Below are 15974 nucleotides of genomic sequence, written 5' to 3'. Positions count from 1 at the left end.
TGCCTCCCTCCTATTCATAAATGCTCTCCCCGACAATCTCCAACAAACCTTCCCGATCGACGAGCGTGATTACCCGCCGATTTCGTTCAATCAATCCTGCCTCAACGAAACGCCGGAGCGTCCGATTCACATGACGATAACTCGTCCCAATCAAATCAGCGATATCCGTCAATTGGTCGACAGTCGAGCCGAGTGTTTGGTCATTCGGCGTCATCGATAACAGATAACTCGCCAAGCGCACTTCGACAGGGTAAAACAAGTTGAAGCTGAGTGATTGAGATTTTCGTTCAAATTTTCTTGTGATCTCTTCTAATAAATAGTGTAACCACGCAACATCGTGGTGGGCATGTCGAACCAAATCCTCGAAGCGAATGACAAGCATCTCGACTGACGTGACCGCCTCGACCGTATTCAAAAACGGGGTACGCTGAATATATTCGATGTCCCCGATCAAATCGAGCGGATATTTGAAGGAGAGGACGAGGCGCTTCCCGGTAGCGGAGGTATGTGAAACGCGAATCTTTCCCTTCACTAAGAAGCGGAGATGCTCTGCTTCATCACCTTGCGTACAGATGACGTCTCCTGGCTCGTGTCGGACGAGCTGCAATTCGTTCTGCGCAGCGACAGGTAAGACAGTCAATTCAAATTGCTTCACATACGAGTCAACCATGCACGTTTCCCCCTACCATTTTAATAAGATGACCCCCGCGATCATCATAAGCACCCCAAACAACTGCATCCCGTTCAAGTTTCGGCGCACCATTCCAAACCAGCCTCGCCAATCGATGACAAGCGCGAGCGTCAGTTGCGCAATGAGAAACAACGAGATTGTCATCGTGACCCCGAGTTTATGGACGGCCGTCATATTACTGAATAAGATAATCGCCGCAAACGCTCCGCCAGATAAATAGAGCGGCTTCACGTGCCGCATCTCGACATACGTGCGGTCCCGGAGCACCAGCATGACGAGGAGCGCAACGACGAATCCAGTGAATTGTGTCAACGTCGCCGCTTGCCACGTCCCAATCTGCGAACTGATTCGGGCGTTAGCGACACTTTGCAACGTGAGAAAGAATCCCCCGCTCATGGCGAACAGCACTCCTCGCATCGTTCTCCCCCCTTAAGATAAACGAATCAATACAATTCCAATGACCATGACAATCAGACTGATGATTTGCACACCAGTGACCGGGTTCTTCTTCGCTCCAAACCAACCGAAACGGTCAATCAGTAAGCTACCGCATAACAGTCCGACAATGACGATGATGACAGCGATTCCTGTCCCGACAATCGGTACGATGAGGACGTTTCCTCCGATGAAGAGCGCCCCAATGATCCCACCGAGCCAAATCCACCACGGTTGACCTTTCAGTTGACCGAGCGGAACGGGTTGGCGTGAGACGAGTAAAATGAGTAAGAGCGCCAATGTTCCGACAACGAAAGAGACCAATGCCCCTTTCAGAGCCGATTCGAGCACTGTTCCCAAATAGCCGTTAATGGCCGTTTGCGTGGCACTCATCATCCCAGTGAAAATCCCAAACAGTCGCCACAGGTTCAGATTCCCCGTGTCCGTTTCCATGGAGACGACCAGCTTGCCCCTTCGGCGATTGAGCCAGTCGGATAAAGCGACCGTTCCGATGACTCCGAACAAGACGAGCACGACTCCGAACAAACGAAGCGCCGTAATTGGATGTTCTACAGAATTGAACCAACCGAAATGGTCAATCAACAACCCCATCAAAATCTGTCCAAAAATCGGCATGATAACCGTCTGGACACTCCCGAGTCTTGGGAACAGCAAAATATTTCCCGTTAAGAACAAGACCCCTAACAGTCCGCCAATCCACATCCAACCCGGACCTTCCTGAATCACCGAGCCGTCAAATCCGAATGACTGTCCGGTCAATAAGAGCAATAAAGACAAAAAGATCGTCCCGACAGTAAACGATAAAAAAGATGCAACGAACGGGGAGCCGACCACCTGACGCAAACGTGAGTTGACACTCGTCTGCATCGGCAATAAAATCCCAATCGTCAATCCAATCAAAATAGCTAACATGAATGTCTTCCTCGATTCTACTGGTTCTGTGTACATTGTCAGCTTACGCCTCTATACAAAAGAAGAAAAGGACCGATGTCCTCAAACAAAAAACGAACCCTTCTCAGGGGTTCGTTTTGGACTCACGGAAGCGTTGACCGCGCGCTTCACGCAATTCTTTCCCTCGTACATGATGCGCATCGAGCGAGTGTAAGTGTCGATTGATGACATACGGTGCCAGAATCGACATCACACCGATTCCGAACAGCCCGGCAATGGCAATGATGGGAGACAACGAGTCGGCATAATAGGCAGCCAACAAGCAGATGGTCAACACGAAGCAGAGCCACTGGATGCCAAAGTCTGTATACACCAGACGTTGATACCGCGCATTCTCGTTAAAGGTCAGGAGCAGTTTTGTCTTCCGCCACTCGAAACAGAGATACGGGAAAAAACTGATGAAGACGAGGAGTGGAGCGTAGAGTTTGGACTGTGTGGCAATCACGAGCGTCATCACGACCGTCGCGATGACGACGCCCCACCCCCAACGCCAATGACTGTCATCCTGCTCCAGCAATTGTTCAATTCGCTTTTCTTTCGTCAGCATATGTACTCCTTTCATACGAGCGGTAATGCTTTGTCACCTCATCTCGTGTTGGTTGCTCCGGGTCGGCTTGTCGCAATTGTTGCACGGTCTGATCGTGCGTCCATGCTAACATGACGATGCCTAGACCGAAGATGACCCATGCGACAGGTGCAATCTGGAGACGACTGAAGAGAACCGCTGCTGTGACCGCTCCAATCCAGTAGGAATAGAGGCGATATAAGCGTTTTGTCAGTAGGATGCCTCGACCCACCGTGAAAATCTGTAAGACACGTCCTTCTTTGATCGTCAGCCCTATGAGTAGGGCAGCCGTGAGGACCGAACCGATTCCCCATATCCACCATGTATCAAAACCGAGCACAAAACTGTTACAAAAAATAAGGGCTCCCGTGAGCCAAAGGTGGAGGGTTTGTCGTGACTGCCGATATCCTCCGATTACTTGAATCCGTTCTATCTTTGTCATGAATCTTTACGACCTTTCCTTGAAATATCATCTAACGTATGTTTCAAACGTTCCCGGTTTGCCCGGGTCCACTCGCCTGATGTGACGTGGTGCTCATCAAGCGCGGACTGTTTTCGATCAATCCAAAGTGGAATCAATATGAGACACGGCCCGCCAATCAGGAGCGTCCAACTCATCCACGGTAAGATATCGATTCCGTTGAAATGCAACCCAATCAAAATCAAAAACCATATCAAACTCATCAACATGACAGTAAAATCAATCCGCAACAATCGATGATAGCGTGTCGATTCATTGAAGGATTGCTGCAGTTTCATCTTGTTCCATTCAAGCCATGTCGTATAGAGAAGTGCGACACCGGGTAAAAGAATGCTATACGGACTCCATGTCGAAAGAAAATAGATGGATACGCCTAGCATGATTACGCTCACGATGATGTTGAGACGAGTATATCGTTTCTCAAACTGTTCAATTCTTTCAAATCGCTCTGCTTTGTCCACGGTATCACCTCAGTCTTTCACGAAGTCGAGTTTGATTTCACGGCGCATCGGCTGTTCTTCGTCATACTGCGGCATCTGCCGGTCGAGCTTTTTCTGTGCGACTTGCAATAAGATGACCCCGCCTAAGAAGACAACGAAAAGCGACCATGCCGGCCAATTAATCAGGACTATGAATGGGAAGAGAATCGCCAACAAGACGAGGAGTCCCATTTCCGATACATATTGCCAATCGATGATGCGCTTGGCTTGTTCCACACTGGTCAACTTTCTAACGAAGCGACGTTCTCGTCCGATGACGTAAAGCATAATCGTAAGTGTGAACGCTAACGGGATGGTGTACATCGGTTCTCCGTTAGACTGAAGCGTGAGAACGACAAGTCCTCCTATTAGTATTGCAAGAATCGAGCGCAACAAAAGCCAACGCTGTTGATAACGATAAATCGTATTGATTCGTTCTTGTTTGTTCATCTCATTCACCCTTTCAGAATCGTCGAATCTCGCGACGTGTCGGTTGCTCCGGATCGAGCCAGCGGATTTGTTGATCGAGCTTCTCTTGAGACCATAAGATATAAAGCAATGCCCCACCGATAAGAACCGCTGGAATCCAAGACCATTCCATGATTCGAATGGCTAGCGGATTGACGAGTCCTAGCAATGCGATAAAGAGGAAGTCCAGATGATACTGCAGTGTCACGACACGTTTCACCTGTGCTTGCTCCGACAATTGACTGATCGCATCTGCTTCATGCGAAAGGAAGTAACGAGTCGCAAGTAACACTCCGCCGATAATGGCGAACCCAACCCAAATATTCCCGTCCGTTCGTATTAAAAAGTAGACCGCGAGAGCAGCTGGAATTGCTAGAAAAAGTCGTTGCAAAAGTCGCTTTCGATTTGATTGTTTAATCATATGTAATCGTTCTTGCTTATTCATCTTGATTCACCTCTTATTCCACTATACGGGATGAGCATGAGAAAAGTTCCGTTATTTTACATTTTCGTACCAAAGTCATGTTTCTTGACGATATGAACTTCTCGCCTTATAGTTTAGTTAACTTAACTATATGTTGAAGAATGAAAGTAAGAGGTTATTAACATGGGTTTATTGAACAATTCCCGATTTATGTTTACCTGGTTATCTGGAATGACGCTCACGCTCGGGTTTTCGATTTTCTTCTTGAGCGTCTCTTGGTTGACGATCGATGTGTTGAAGCAACCAACACTTCTCGGGATTATCTTGACTGCGGTCTCGTTGCCGCGTGTGGTCATGATGGTATTCGGCGGTGTGTTCGCCGACCGATTCCAAAAGAGTCGCTTGTTATGCTTAACAAATATCGGACAAGGCGTGTTGATGTTAATTGTCGTTGCGCTCCATTTCGCTGACGCGTATTCGGTGACAGCCCTCTTGATCATCTCCGTATTGTTTGGTCTTTTAGATGGCATGTCTTACCCGGCACTGTCATCACTTATGCCTTCAATCGTATCAAGTCAACAGTTGCAACGGGCAAACTCCCTTTTCCAAGGGTCGCTCGAGTTGATGTTCGTCATCGGTCCGTTCCTTGCAGGAATCCTACTGACGTGGGGAAGTTTTGGTCTCAGTTTCGGCACGTCGGCTGCATTGATTTTCCTCTCCGCGATTTTGATCATGCCACGGCTGATTCAAGACAACATTCCCGAGATCGCTCCGCTCTCAGCGAAAGATGTACTCCTTGATTTGAAAGAGGGCATTCGTTACGTATCGCAGACACCTGTGTTACGTAGTGGGACGTTCGCCATTGCCATCGTCAACTTGTTCGTCATGGGACCGCTCATCATGAGTATCCCGATTCTCGTTGGCGCGGTCGGAGGGACAGCATTTGATTTGAGTATCATCGAAGGCGGGCTCGCTGTCGGGACATTTGTTGCAAGCTTCCTGATTCTATTGTTACGGTCGGTTCATCGTGGACGCTTCGTCTTCCGCGCCCTATTCCTGACACTCGGCGCCTTTTTCCTCTACACGCAAGTCCAATCGATTCCGCTTCTCGCGGTCGCGGCTTCTATGAGCGGGTTTATGATCATGCTCGTCTACTTGCCGACGGTCACCATCATGCAGGAACAAAGCGACTCTGACAAAATCGGCCGTGTCATGAGCATCATGTCGCTCGCCGCCTCAGGACTTGAACCGATTGCGTTCGCCATCCTATCGGTGCTTGTTGCCTTGTCCGTGCCGATTCAAACGCTCTTATTGGCATTTGGTATAATCGGATTAGTGTGTGGTGTCCTCTTATATCTTCGGAGCGAAACGTTCCGGCGGACACCGTAAAGAAAGGATGAATGACACGTTGAATGAAACACGAAAGCAACAAGTCCTCACGATGTATCGCCAAATCGATGAGCTCGACTTGCTGTTCACGAAATATTTCACGGAACTGAACGAGTTCGAGCTGAGCTATCAACAAGAACAGATGTTGCTTCTCTTCAAACGTCAAGAGACGTGGACGACGACAGAGATTGCGACGAAGATGTCCATCTCCAAAAGTGCTGTCAGTCAGGTGATCAAAGTGCTCGAGCAACGCGACTTCGTCATGCGGGAAAAGAATCCCGAGAACCTTCGAGAAAGCTTCATCCGACTTGGTCCGAACGGTCTGGCGTACTCGAAACAAATCGATGCGATTGAAGAGCGCCTCGCTGAAGAGATGTTCTCCGTCCTTGAGGATGACGAGATGAAGATGATCAACCGTTCGCTCGCGTTGATGATTCAGAAATTCAAATAAAAAAGACAAATCGCCGCTAGTCGGACGATTTGTCTTTTTCGTTATACCAACCCTTTTACGATTCGATTCGCCGACCGCAATGCCCCTTCGATATGTCCCCCGAACTGCGCATCCGTCTCCGAACCAATCAAATGGAGACGGTCTCCGAGCTCAATCGAACCGTAAGCCGGGAATGCCGTGAGCGGCAGGAAATCGTCAAATGTCGCTGTCTCTGATTCTGTCGACCAGTCCATATAATGAAATCGCAAGAAGTCATTCGCTTTCGGACCATAAAGCTTCTCCAGTTGTTCGATGACGCGCGTCTTTACTTGTCCTTCTCCTAACGCTTCCCGTTCTCCCGGTGACAGACGGAAAAATCCGAACAGCGCACCTGGTCCATCTATCAGAGAAGCGTCATGAATCTCTTGAAGTGGACCGACCCAGCTCATCCCAAAGCCAGACAGACCTTCTTCTCGCCAGAACGGTGTCTCGTATACGATGAGCGCCTTCGCCTGGGATGCCATCCACGTGGGAGTCGTTTTGAGTGCATTTTGCGTCGAAGCTGACAATTCAGGATGGATTGTTAGATTGGCGACAAGGCGTGGAGGAAGTGCAAGAATCACGTCGTCCGCGTGATGCACCGCCCCATTTTGGAACGTCAATTGAACTCGGTCTGCCTGTCGGTCGATGGACGTGAGACGATGTCCAAGATGTATGATGTCAGCGGGCAACTTCGCATGCAGAGCTTCCACCAGACTCGTCATCCCACCGACTAAACGCTTGGATAAGACGATGCTTTCTTCCGGTAACACATGTCGTTCCGGTGCGGTCGTCGTTTGACGTTCGAGCACCATGTGTCCTGTCGTATGTTGAACAAATGACTCGAGTCCGAGTGTATCCACGAGTTCAGAGATGGTCTTCTCCGTATCCGGCCAATACCACGTCGGTCCGAGGTCATAGCCGTCCTTCGTCAAGATACGACCACCAATACGATCACGTGCCTCAAAGATGGTGACGTCATATCCCTTTTGATGAAGTTGGATCGCAGCATAAAGTCCGCTGATACCAGCTCCAATGATGGCGATTTGTTGTTTCATCGTACTCACATCCAATCTATTTCATTCAAATAGTCCAGAAGCTGTTGATTTGTGATGTCATCTTGTTTCAACAGTATCTTCCCTTCCTCTACTCGCGGATCTTCCGGGAAGTAGAGTTTTAGAATCGCCAAGCACGCTTTTACAGTCGTCGCAAAACTCTCATCCTTCACGTTAATCGTCAAATACCAACCTCGAATGACTCGTTTTACGATGGAGCGCTTCTCTAGATGAGAAATCTGTCCATGAAGCAATTTCGACTTGGCTGCTTCAATCGAAGAAACCAAGTCCTGGTTCAACGCTTTACTCACACGAGCATCCGGCTTCATGAGTGGGAATTGAGTTGAAACATTTTCCCCGTAAACACACGTACAGAGATGTCTTAGCCAAAAGCCCCATTCAAAACGGTTCGCCGGATCCAGTGCCACATCCAGACGTCCGATATCGTAGTCGATTTTGATGACTTTCGGATGTTTCGTTAGTAGTTGCTCCGTCTGTTCCACCAATTCCGTCGCATCGATATCCTCATGCACAAGCACCGTCAAATCTAAATCAGATTCACCAGCAACAGCCGTCCCGCGACCGATGCTTCCATATAGGTATATGCTATGAAGATGTTCATCGAATGCTTCTTTCACCAATTCAATTGATTTGAAGAGGATTGTTTCAAACTCAGGCTGAATATGTTTGATGGACGTTTGGTTGATGACGTAACCATCCTCGTCCGTTCCAAGACGGGTCGGACACTTCAAAGTACGCTGTCGATTTGTTGAATTCATTCTGATCAAGACCTCTTTTCTATATGCTTAGCCTACCGAATGTCTGATATAAAATTCTACTGTCGACCCTGTTACGATGGATGTATTTGGAAGTATAATGGAGTGTAAAGGTAAAGGAGGAAGTTCTCGTGAATATTATCATCAGTTCATTATTTGCAAGTCTTGCGTTTTTCTTACCCATCATCGCCATTGTCTTCGGAAGTGTATGGCTTGTCAAAGTGGTTAATCGATTTGAAAAACGCGCAGCAGAAAAACTTGAATTGGAGCGTCAAAACATTGAACAGTTTCGAGTGTTAATTGAACGTCTCGATCGAATCGAACAACAATTGGACTCGAACACAAAACGCAGCTGACTCAGGTCAACTGCGTTTTGTCTTATATTGAGCCATATCTAAATAGGTCACATGTTCCGGGTCATGTTGCTTCATCCGCTGATCAACATGTCTGGATATCATCGACACAACGAACATCAATAAGAACGAAATAATCGTGAAGCTATATATTTCGGTAACAATGATTGCAATCGCAATCCCAATATTTAAAAGCACGACAATCAGCGCGCAAATCAACTCAAGCCACACGGTATGACGATATGCAACGTCCTCATTGAAACGTAGCAACGTCTGTGTGCGTTTCCACATCAGAAGCATCAAAAGGAGTGGAGCGAGCAATATACTTCCAAACAATGCTTGGGCAACGGTGAGCCACCCTAACCACCAAACCAGCAATCCACTCATAATAAAAATCACGGAAAAAATGAAACTCAAATGAATGGCATGAACAAGGCTTCGACTTAACTGATCTAGACGTTCCTCGTGTGACATCGTTATCTCCTTTTCACTCAATTGATTTTCTATGGCTACAATCGATTTTATTAAGCTTTATTCTGCTTCATCCCTCTCCAATGCACAAACGCATTCGCAAACCAAATGATTGTTAGTAGCGGAAACATGACGTTCATCCAGTTCGAACGTTCTATGTAGAACAAAGGAATCGCAAGAAAGAGAGCCAAACTCAATATGCCTGCTCCAAGATACATGACGAATAACAATCGATGATTGGATTTCATCGTGAATCTTCTGCACTCAAAACCGGATACTTCACTGAGTTTTTCACGAGCTTGTCTTCAATCGCTTTCGACACATTGATGTTAGCAGCATGCGCGAACGTCAGCGCATAGATCAACACGTCGGCAAGCTCCTCTTCCATCTCCGTCTTTTTCGTCTCAAGCGCTTCTTCACTCGAGATCCACTGAAATACTTCAAGTAACTCACTCGCCTCGAGCGACAAGGAAAGTGCCAAGTCTTTCGGGTTATGGTGAAACGCCCAATCGCGCTCATCTCGGAATTTAATGACCTCGTCCATTAATCGATGTACTTCGTTCATACATACACTTCCTCACTATTAATATTCAATCATGTTCCCCACAGTAAAAACTCCACGTCTTACATACTCTTGAATCAGTCGAACGGAAACCTCTTCCGATAAGTCTTCTAATTCAAGTATTTGTTTCAATTCTTCATGAAATGAAATCAACGTTGGTATTTTGTTTTCAAACTTATACGCCTTTTCGAGACGAATCAGAAAAAATGAAACGTCATGTCTCTTTCCGACTGGTAAATCATGCTTTAGTAAGACGTATTCTAATTCAGTTTTTAACTGATCATGTAGTATTGAATCTTGCTCAATCACTCGAAGTAGAAGGGATTGAAGCATCTCAACTTGAGATTCTAACTCGAACATGCGTGTTTGCATCTCTTCGAATTGCTTATCCATTGAATAGAGTCACTGCCCTTCACTAATTCGTCATACATTCTATTTTACCAAAAGATGTAACTTTAATGTGTGATCATCTTCCTCTTAAGCCCTTCTCTGTAAAATGTTATACTCCAACTAAAAAGGGAGGGATTCGGTGCTTACTTTTCAAAACGTCTCGGTTCGCCAACAAGACACACTTATTCTCGAAAACATTTCATTTACGATCCAACCAGGTGAGTTGGCCGCCATTCATTGTGGAGTGATTTCTCGGGAAATCATATTCAGTCTCATCAGTCAGGAGATCACGACTTATACCGGTAACATCGACCACGCTTCAACACTGTCCCTCTTCTCCATCCGGGACGGTTTATACGACCGACTCACCATCGAGGAGTATTTACGCTTCACCAAGCGTCTTTATGATTCAACTGACTCGGTCGAATCGGTGATGCAGCAACTCCAACTCACGACTTATCGCAAGCACCGCCTCCACCGTCTCAATCGCTCCCTTGTCAGACGCACGCAGTACGCCGCGCTGCTTCTCCAGGACCGTGACCTGTATGTGTTTGAAGAACCGGACCAAGACGTGGACCAAGAGACACGCCACCTTTTACGCGATACGTTAAAGACATTGACGTCGAGACTAAAAGCCGTCCTCGTGTTGACGAGCAACATGGAGAGTGCGCTCTTCATGACATCGACCGTTTATCGGATCGACCACCGTCACTTGCGCCTGTTAGATGTAGAGTCTGAAGATACAGCTGATACAGAAATTCCATCTGAAGTCATTCACGTCCGTTTCGAGAAGATCCCGACGAAAGTGAACGAAAAAATCATCTTACTCGACCCTCCTGAAATCGACTTCATCGAAAGTCAGGACGGACAGTCGATTTTACATAGTCAATCGGATCAGTTCCCGAGCGTCTTCACGATGAACGAGCTCGAGACGCGTTTGACCCCGTACGGTTTCTTCCGTTGCCATCGGTCATACCTTGTGAACTTACAACGTGTGCGCGAAGTCATCACCTATACGAAAAATAGCTTCAGTCTCGTCTTGGATGATTCAGAGAAGACAACGATTCCGTTATCCAAGACAAAAATGGCAGAATTGAAGACGATGATGGGGCTCAAATAGTCTCCATTCACAGTTCTATTCGTTTCATTCAACTCCTGATAAGCGCCATTTATCGCCATTTTAGTGCAGCCTTCCCCCATTCCCTATACGATAGAGGCAAGCAAGACGACATCGACAAGGAGGAACGGGAATGGAACCAATCATTCAAGTGAACGGGTTGAAGAAATTGTTTGGAAACGAGGAAGCGTTACATGATGTGACGTTCACGGTAGGAAAAGGGGAAGTGTTCGGCTTCTTAGGACCGAGTGGTTCAGGAAAGACGACGACGATTAAAATTTTGACGTCACAACTCGCACAGACAGCTGGCGATGCTACCGTATTCGGTGTGCCGGTCGCTGACTTGAAACAAGAACAGTACCGCAAACGCATTGGCGTGTTGACGGACAATAGCGGTCTCTATACACGACTTTCTATAGAAGAGAACCTGAGCCTATATTGCGACCTCTATGATGAACCGAAGACTCGGATTGATGAAGTATTGAACATGGTCAATCTTAGCGGGGAACGGAAGAAGCGCATCGACAAACTCTCTAGAGGGATGTTGCAACGGGTGACGCTCGCACGTGCCCTTCTTCATGAGCCAGAGTTACTGTTTCTAGATGAACCGACATCGGCTCTCGACCCGGTCAACTCTCGACATATCTATAAAGGGATTGAACGGTTGAAGGCAAACGGAACGACCATCTTTCTGACGACACACGATATGCAGGAAGCCGAAGAGCTGTGTGATCGTGTCGCTTTCTTACATCAAGGGTCGATTCAACTGCTCGATGCCCCGAACGTATTGCGCAGGAAATATGCGACTGGTTCGATGCGAGTTGAATTAAACAACGGCCAGACGCATGAAGTGACGCAAACCGACGAAGGCGCAGACTGGCTCCATAAACAGATGTGTGCTAAAAATATCGCATCGATCCATTCCAATGAGCCGACACTCGGCGACATCTTTATCGAAGTGACAGGGAGGAAATTATCATGACTTTTTCATTGAAACGCGCACTCGCCATTTTCCAAAAAGACTATAAAGATTTGTCTCGAAACTTGTTCGTCTCGTCGACCTTGATCATGCCGCTCTTCTTCGCTGTCTTCTATTCGCGAATCGGTGAAGGCGGCGTCGATATCACGTACTTCGTCATCAACATCACGTTCAGCCTCGTGGCCATCTTCGTACAGTGTGCATTGATTGCCGAAGAGAAAGAGAAGAACACGCTTCGCGGGCTCATGTTGTCCCCCGCGAGCACGCTCGACATCTTGCTCGGAAAGAGCGCTCTCACATTCGTGACGACGATGATCCTCATCGTAGCCTCATCATTTTTGATGGATTATGCCCCGCAAAATCTGGCTGTGATTGCACTCGCGCTCATCGTCTCGACATTCTTTTATATCGGGATCGGAACGATGTTCGGCTTGATGTCGAAGACGGTCATGGAAGCTTCATTGATTGTCATGTTGCCGTTCTTTTTCTTCTCGTTCTCACCGATGTTGTTGCCACTACAAGACCGTTTCGCTATCATCGGAGTGCTTGAGTATTTACCGAACGTGCTTTTGATTGATGTGGCTCATCAAGTGGAAGACGGTGCGAACTTCGGTACCGTCGGACTAGAGCTAGGGTTGCTAACTGCTTGGGCGCTTGCTGCATTCGTCGGTAGCGTCGTGATGTATAACCGGAAACAGACGGACTGAAAAAAGAATCGCCTGAGAAAGGGCGATTCTTTTCATATACACTCATTTATGTTCCGCCGGTGTCCAACGCTCCTGTTCACTCAACGCAGGATAATCAATTCCATCCGGATAGGCAATCAGCTCGATGAGTGACCCCCACGGTGCCTTCCCGTATACACCTTGGTTATCCCCATTGTCTTCGACGCCGGCTAACGGGTGTGGTTTCGATAACAACTGTCCACCCGCACGTTCAAAGCGCTGAGCCGCCTCTTGCATATCATCCACATAGATTGCGAAATGATGTAAACCGTACGATGAGATTCCTGTCGGTTCGGTTTCATTTACTCGTGCGACTTGAAATAACTCGATAGACGGTCCTGATTTGATTTGAAGCAGTCGCATAAGGATGATTTGTTGTCCGTCTGGTAAGTCTAGTTGCTGCTCTGCCTCTTTCCCTTCCATCGGTTCATCTTCTGGACGTTGCACGTCATAGCAAATCTCAGCGTGGAACGCATCTTTCAAAAAAGTAGTTGCCTCCTCAATAGAAGGCACTGTCAGGCCGATGTGATCAATTCCTCTGTTCATGATGAGTCCCCTTCCATTGTTGACGGATCCGATCCATCCACGTCATGACATCCCGTGAATAAAGTCGCGTCTCGTCAGATTCACCAGAAATGACACGATGCATCGCGTCGATTTCATAGCGTAATGCCTGCTCCGTCTCCCCGAGCTGAACGGTCTCAACCGAGCCATCTTTCGTGTACGTTATGGTTGCCTTCGTCGCACGAGGAAACGCATTGACGGTAATGTACCCCTCTTCTCCGGCGACTACTCCTTGCTTCGGTAACTTCGTACGCATCGCAAGGGTAATGTTCACCATTTGATCAGAATCCGTACGAAGAATCATACTCGATTGTTCATCGACCCCGGTCTTGTATGGCTTCATTGTCGTCAACACTTCCACTACTTCTTCGTCCAAGAAATTTCGAGCGAACGATAAGGCGTATGTTCCGATATCGAGCATCGCACCCCCAGCCAATTCCGGATTGAAGAATCGGTTAGACGGATCATCTTCTTTATAACTGCCGAACGTCACATGAATCATATTGACTCGTCCGATTGCACCTGCCTGAACACGCCGTCTCAACTCTTCAAAGAGCGGCATATGATAAATCGTCATCGCTTCGAGCACAATCACCCCTTGATCATCAGCCAGACGTTGAATGTTCTCGAACTCTTCACTGTTTAGTGTGATGGTTTTTTCGCAAAGGACATGTTTTCCATGTGCGATGGCTTGTTCCATCATCGAATAGTGAAGATGATGAGGCGTCGCTACGTAGACAATGTCGATGTCAGGTGACGACAGCATCTCATCTAATGTTTGGTATACATGTCTCACACCATATTTTTTCGCAAATTGTTCGGATTTTTCAATATTTCGTCCCCACACCCCGTAGGCAATGCCATCTGATTGCGCGAGTGCTTGAGCGAATTCTGTCGCAATCGTTCCTGGCCCAATGATTCCCCATTGCTTCATTCCACTTCCCCCGTTTCTGTTGAATAGACGACCGTATCGTGATGCGATGCAACGATGACGTGCGTGACGACATTTGTGAACAAGGACGTATCAACCACGCCACGTACTTGAGATAACTGGTGGTGCACCTCAATCGGATCTTCAGACCGGTGGACGACCACGTCGAGTAATCGGTTCCCGTTCACCGTCACTAAGACCCCATCACTGTTCAAACTTTGACGAACTTGTAGAGATTCCACCCATGGGAGCTCTTGGACTTTCTCGCTCACATAGGTGAATGCTTGTGGAAGAACTTCTAAGACAACCGGATGATCAAACGTCAATCGTTCCACAAATTTAGAGTCATCCACCAGTAATACATACCGCTTCGCCATCGTCGCGATGAGTTTTTCTTCTGTATGAATCCCGCCTCCGCTTTTTAATGCGTGGTGTCGAGCATCGACTTGGTCACACCCGTCAAAGGCAAGGTCAATCAGCGAGACATCCCCTGTCTCGACAACCCGAAGTCCTTTTTCCAAACAAGCGCGTCGTGTCACAAATGAAGGTGTCACGATAGTTACGTCCAGTTCATCCGCATGAATCTTATTGATGAGGTGTTGAATCGTACTGCCACCCCCAAGACCGATTGTCATCCCTGACTCAATCCAAGGGAGCGCGGCTTCTGCACACTTCTCTTTTACATCCATCCGTTCATTCCCCCTGTAACAGTTGTTGGGCTGTACGATCGGTTGTCACGATGACATCAAGTAACTGATGCTCGGCTGCGACTCGAATCGCCTCTACTTTCTCACTTCCATAGGCCACCCCGATTTTAAGTGGCACCTTTGCGAGTTGTTGATGCTCAATATGGACTGTTCGATCCGATAACGAAGTGGTCACGATCTTTCCGTTTTGATTATAAAAGTGCGAGCAAAGATCTCCGATGATTTGGAGTTCGTTCATTTCTTCGGTAAACGTTTGGCCATAGAAAGCCAACCAATTGGATTCCTGATTCAGTTGGGCCGAACCGATTCCAAAGAGGGCGATGTTCATCCGCCCCCACAGCTCCACGACTTCCTGAGCATGTGTTGATTGCGTCAATGCTTGTTTGATGGCAGCATCTGGTAAAATAGCAGGAACATCGATTAGTTTAGAACGTCCACGCCATTTCCGTGAGGCGTCATACGCTAACGTATTCGCATGGAAACGACTTTCGAGTTTTCCGTCCGGTCCACCGATGAGTGGCACGCATTGGATACTTGAATACGCTTCTTTCGGTTTGAGTGCTTCCACGACGGCAGCAAGTGCTGTCCCCCAAGAAAAGCCGATCACATCGTTGTCGGTCACCACCGACTCGATGTATGTTGCGCACGCTTCCCCCATACGCTGTAACGTCTCTTCGCGTTGTCCTGACTTTTCAGGTACAAGGATGACATGCTTTAGACCGAACTGCTCTTTTAGTTGGACTGCCACGTCAATTGATTGAAAGCGATCATAATCGATTTGAAACTTCACGATTCCTAACTCCCGAATCCGTTTCAACATGCGACTAACCGTGGCCCGATTGACATCGAGCGTCTCTGCAATCTGGTGTTGTGTTTGATTCTGTTCGTAATACAAATACGCTACTTCATAAAGCCTCTTCAGTTCTTCTGACATTCAGCCACACCCCTTTGCACAAATGTACACTTTAATG

24 protein-coding genes are annotated in these 15974 nt (G+C 47.5%); 6 read left to right on the top strand and 18 right to left on the bottom strand.

Features of this window, described 5'->3' with window-relative positions; genetic code table 11:
- Positions 1-10 precede the first annotated feature (10 nt).
- The 8 genes from KNO72_RS14225 to KNO72_RS14190 form a co-directional block, all read right to left on the bottom strand.
- On the bottom strand, positions 11-670 hold the full coding sequence (locus KNO72_RS14225; RefSeq protein ID WP_214758645.1) for a Crp/Fnr family transcriptional regulator: 660 nt from the start codon (positions 668-670) through the stop codon (positions 11-13).
- Positions 671-682: 12 nt separating this feature from the next.
- A complete protein-coding gene (locus KNO72_RS14220) occupies positions 683-1108 on the bottom strand; it encodes a DMT family transporter (protein ID WP_214758643.1) in 426 nt (141 codons plus the stop codon).
- 12 nt (positions 1109-1120) lie between these two features.
- On the bottom strand, positions 1121-2059 hold the full coding sequence (locus tag KNO72_RS14215; protein ID WP_251028370.1) for a DMT family transporter: 939 nt from the start codon (positions 2057-2059) through the stop codon (positions 1121-1123).
- A 103-nt stretch (positions 2060-2162) separates the two neighbouring features.
- Positions 2163-2645, bottom strand: a complete 483-nt coding sequence (locus KNO72_RS14210) for a hypothetical protein (protein ID WP_214758639.1) — start codon at positions 2643-2645, stop codon at positions 2163-2165.
- Positions 2620-3105: a hypothetical protein gene (locus KNO72_RS14205; RefSeq protein ID WP_214758636.1), complete on the bottom strand. Its 486-nt coding sequence runs from the start codon at positions 3103-3105 to the stop codon at positions 2620-2622. Before KNO72_RS14205 ends, KNO72_RS14210 begins: the two co-directional genes overlap by 26 nt.
- On the bottom strand, positions 3102-3605 hold the full coding sequence (locus KNO72_RS14200) for a hypothetical protein (protein WP_214758635.1): 504 nt from the start codon (positions 3603-3605) through the stop codon (positions 3102-3104). Before KNO72_RS14200 ends, KNO72_RS14205 begins: the two co-directional genes overlap by 4 nt.
- Before the next feature lie 9 nt (positions 3606-3614).
- Positions 3615-4073, bottom strand: a complete 459-nt coding sequence (locus KNO72_RS14195) for a hypothetical protein (protein ID WP_214758634.1) — start codon at positions 4071-4073, stop codon at positions 3615-3617.
- A gap of 13 nt (positions 4074-4086) precedes the next feature.
- A complete protein-coding gene (locus KNO72_RS14190; RefSeq protein ID WP_214758633.1) occupies positions 4087-4536 on the bottom strand; it encodes a hypothetical protein in 450 nt (149 codons plus the stop codon).
- Between the two features lie 162 nt (positions 4537-4698).
- Between KNO72_RS14190 and KNO72_RS14185 the strand changes: the two genes are divergently transcribed.
- Positions 4699-5904: an MFS transporter gene (locus KNO72_RS14185; RefSeq protein WP_214758632.1), complete on the top strand. Its 1206-nt coding sequence runs from the start codon at positions 4699-4701 to the stop codon at positions 5902-5904.
- A 19-nt stretch (positions 5905-5923) separates the two neighbouring features.
- Positions 5924-6355 carry a MarR family winged helix-turn-helix transcriptional regulator gene (locus tag KNO72_RS14180; RefSeq protein ID WP_214758629.1) on the top strand — a complete coding sequence of 144 codons (432 nt, stop codon included), beginning with the start codon at positions 5924-5926 and terminating at the stop codon, positions 6353-6355.
- A 41-nt stretch (positions 6356-6396) separates the two neighbouring features.
- On the opposite strand, the gene KNO72_RS14175 is transcribed toward KNO72_RS14180, so the two are convergent.
- The gene (locus tag KNO72_RS14175) at positions 6397-7431 is read right to left on the bottom strand and encodes a flavin monoamine oxidase family protein (RefSeq protein WP_214758627.1); all 1035 of its coding nucleotides are present in this window, start codon (positions 7429-7431) and stop codon (positions 6397-6399) included.
- A gap of 5 nt (positions 7432-7436) precedes the next feature.
- Positions 7437-8207, bottom strand: a complete 771-nt coding sequence (locus KNO72_RS14170; RefSeq protein WP_251028369.1) for a nucleotidyltransferase domain-containing protein — start codon at positions 8205-8207, stop codon at positions 7437-7439.
- 128 nt (positions 8208-8335) lie between these two features.
- On the opposite strand from KNO72_RS14170, the gene KNO72_RS14165 reads away from it, so the two are divergent.
- On the top strand, positions 8336-8560 hold the full coding sequence (locus tag KNO72_RS14165; protein ID WP_214758625.1) for a hypothetical protein: 225 nt from the start codon (positions 8336-8338) through the stop codon (positions 8558-8560).
- 6 nt (positions 8561-8566) lie between these two features.
- On the opposite strand, the gene KNO72_RS14160 is transcribed toward KNO72_RS14165, so the two are convergent.
- Genes KNO72_RS14160 through KNO72_RS14145 form a run of 4 tightly spaced genes read right to left on the bottom strand, consistent with a single transcriptional unit; the run spans position 8567 to position 9983 of the window.
- Positions 8567-9031 carry a hypothetical protein gene (locus KNO72_RS14160; protein WP_214685680.1) on the bottom strand — a complete coding sequence of 155 codons (465 nt, stop codon included), beginning with the start codon at positions 9029-9031 and terminating at the stop codon, positions 8567-8569.
- Positions 9032-9081: 50 nt separating this feature from the next.
- Positions 9082-9276 (bottom strand): hypothetical protein, encoded by a 195-nt coding sequence (locus KNO72_RS14155; protein WP_214685678.1) that lies wholly within the window; start codon positions 9274-9276, stop codon positions 9082-9084.
- Positions 9273-9593: a nucleotide pyrophosphohydrolase gene (locus KNO72_RS14150; RefSeq protein ID WP_214758623.1), complete on the bottom strand. Its 321-nt coding sequence runs from the start codon at positions 9591-9593 to the stop codon at positions 9273-9275. Before KNO72_RS14150 ends, KNO72_RS14155 begins: the two co-directional genes overlap by 4 nt.
- 18 nt (positions 9594-9611) lie before the next feature.
- Positions 9612-9983, bottom strand: a complete 372-nt coding sequence (locus KNO72_RS14145; protein ID WP_214758621.1) for a hypothetical protein — start codon at positions 9981-9983, stop codon at positions 9612-9614.
- Between the two features lie 136 nt (positions 9984-10119).
- Here KNO72_RS14145 and KNO72_RS15915 point away from each other — a divergent pair, with 136 nt between their 5' ends.
- From KNO72_RS15915 to KNO72_RS14130, 3 genes are all read left to right on the top strand, one after another.
- Entirely contained in the window at positions 10120-11100 is a 981-nt protein-coding gene (locus KNO72_RS15915; protein WP_214758619.1) for a LytTR family transcriptional regulator DNA-binding domain-containing protein, read from the top strand.
- A 130-nt stretch (positions 11101-11230) separates the two neighbouring features.
- Entirely contained in the window at positions 11231-12079 is an 849-nt protein-coding gene (locus KNO72_RS14135; protein WP_214758617.1) for an ABC transporter ATP-binding protein, read from the top strand.
- Complete coding sequence (locus KNO72_RS14130) at positions 12076-12783, top strand: ABC transporter permease (protein ID WP_214758615.1); 708 nt, start codon at positions 12076-12078, stop codon at positions 12781-12783. The genes KNO72_RS14135 and KNO72_RS14130 overlap by 4 nt, the downstream gene beginning before the upstream one ends.
- 42 nt (positions 12784-12825) lie before the next feature.
- Here the strand turns inward: KNO72_RS14130 and KNO72_RS14125 are convergent, their stop codons facing one another.
- The 4 genes from KNO72_RS14125 to KNO72_RS14110 are packed head-to-tail and all read right to left on the bottom strand — an operon-like array spanning position 12826 to position 15937.
- On the bottom strand, positions 12826-13347 hold the full coding sequence (locus KNO72_RS14125; RefSeq protein ID WP_214758613.1) for a VOC family protein: 522 nt from the start codon (positions 13345-13347) through the stop codon (positions 12826-12828).
- Complete coding sequence (locus KNO72_RS14120; RefSeq protein WP_214758611.1) at positions 13331-14299, bottom strand: Gfo/Idh/MocA family protein; 969 nt, start codon at positions 14297-14299, stop codon at positions 13331-13333. Before KNO72_RS14120 ends, KNO72_RS14125 begins: the two co-directional genes overlap by 17 nt.
- Complete coding sequence (rpiA, locus tag KNO72_RS14115) at positions 14296-14985, bottom strand: ribose 5-phosphate isomerase A (protein ID WP_214758609.1); 690 nt, start codon at positions 14983-14985, stop codon at positions 14296-14298. Before rpiA ends, KNO72_RS14120 begins: the two co-directional genes overlap by 4 nt.
- Positions 14986-14989: 4 nt before the next feature.
- Complete coding sequence (locus KNO72_RS14110; protein WP_214758607.1) at positions 14990-15937, bottom strand: sugar-binding transcriptional regulator; 948 nt, start codon at positions 15935-15937, stop codon at positions 14990-14992.
- Positions 15938-15974 lie beyond the last annotated feature (37 nt).

It is taken from the genome of Exiguobacterium sp. s123 (genome assembly GCF_018617075.1).
Taxonomy (GTDB): Bacteria; Bacillota; Bacilli; order Exiguobacteriales; family Exiguobacteriaceae; genus Exiguobacterium; species Exiguobacterium profundum.
Note: the sequence above shows the minus strand (reverse complement) of the source record. Positions and strands in the feature narration are given on the sequence as shown.

Excerpts from the sequence above, each read along its gene's own strand:
- KNO72_RS14225 (WP_214758645.1), bottom strand. The coding sequence starts at position 670 with ATGGTTGACTCGTATGTGAAGCAATTTGAATTGACTGTCTTACCTGTC.
- KNO72_RS14220 (WP_214758643.1), bottom strand. The coding sequence starts at position 1,108 with ATGCGAGGAGTGCTGTTCGCCATGAGCGGGGGATTCTTTCTCACGTTG.
- KNO72_RS14215 (WP_251028370.1), bottom strand. The coding sequence starts at position 2,059 with ATGTTAGCTATTTTGATTGGATTGACGATTGGGATTTTATTGCCGATG.
- KNO72_RS14210 (WP_214758639.1), bottom strand. The coding sequence starts at position 2,645 with ATGCTGACGAAAGAAAAGCGAATTGAACAATTGCTGGAGCAGGATGAC.
- KNO72_RS14205 (WP_214758636.1), bottom strand. The coding sequence starts at position 3,105 with ATGACAAAGATAGAACGGATTCAAGTAATCGGAGGATATCGGCAGTCA.
- KNO72_RS14195 (WP_214758634.1), bottom strand. The coding sequence starts at position 4,073 with ATGAACAAACAAGAACGAATCAATACGATTTATCGTTATCAACAGCGT.
- KNO72_RS14190 (WP_214758633.1), bottom strand. The coding sequence starts at position 4,536 with ATGAATAAGCAAGAACGATTACATATGATTAAACAATCAAATCGAAAG.
- KNO72_RS14185 (WP_214758632.1), top strand. The coding sequence starts at position 4,699 with ATGGGTTTATTGAACAATTCCCGATTTATGTTTACCTGGTTATCTGGA.
- KNO72_RS14175 (WP_214758627.1), bottom strand. The coding sequence starts at position 7,431 with ATGAAACAACAAATCGCCATCATTGGAGCTGGTATCAGCGGACTTTAT.
- KNO72_RS14170 (WP_251028369.1), bottom strand. The coding sequence starts at position 8,207 with ATGAATTCAACAAATCGACAGCGTACTTTGAAGTGTCCGACCCGTCTT.
- KNO72_RS14160 (WP_214685680.1), bottom strand. The coding sequence starts at position 9,031 with ATGTCACACGAGGAACGTCTAGATCAGTTAAGTCGAAGCCTTGTTCAT.
- KNO72_RS14155 (WP_214685678.1), bottom strand. The coding sequence starts at position 9,276 with ATGAAATCCAATCATCGATTGTTATTCGTCATGTATCTTGGAGCAGGC.
- KNO72_RS14150 (WP_214758623.1), bottom strand. The coding sequence starts at position 9,593 with ATGAACGAAGTACATCGATTAATGGACGAGGTCATTAAATTCCGAGAT.
- KNO72_RS14145 (WP_214758621.1), bottom strand. The coding sequence starts at position 9,983 with ATGGATAAGCAATTCGAAGAGATGCAAACACGCATGTTCGAGTTAGAA.
- KNO72_RS14135 (WP_214758617.1), top strand. The coding sequence starts at position 11,231 with ATGGAACCAATCATTCAAGTGAACGGGTTGAAGAAATTGTTTGGAAAC.
- KNO72_RS14130 (WP_214758615.1), top strand. The coding sequence starts at position 12,076 with ATGACTTTTTCATTGAAACGCGCACTCGCCATTTTCCAAAAAGACTAT.
- KNO72_RS14125 (WP_214758613.1), bottom strand. The coding sequence starts at position 13,347 with ATGAACAGAGGAATTGATCACATCGGCCTGACAGTGCCTTCTATTGAG.
- KNO72_RS14120 (WP_214758611.1), bottom strand. The coding sequence starts at position 14,299 with ATGAAGCAATGGGGAATCATTGGGCCAGGAACGATTGCGACAGAATTC.
- rpiA (WP_214758609.1), bottom strand. The coding sequence starts at position 14,985 with ATGGATGTAAAAGAGAAGTGTGCAGAAGCCGCGCTCCCTTGGATTGAG.
- KNO72_RS14110 (WP_214758607.1), bottom strand. The coding sequence starts at position 15,937 with ATGTCAGAAGAACTGAAGAGGCTTTATGAAGTAGCGTATTTGTATTAC.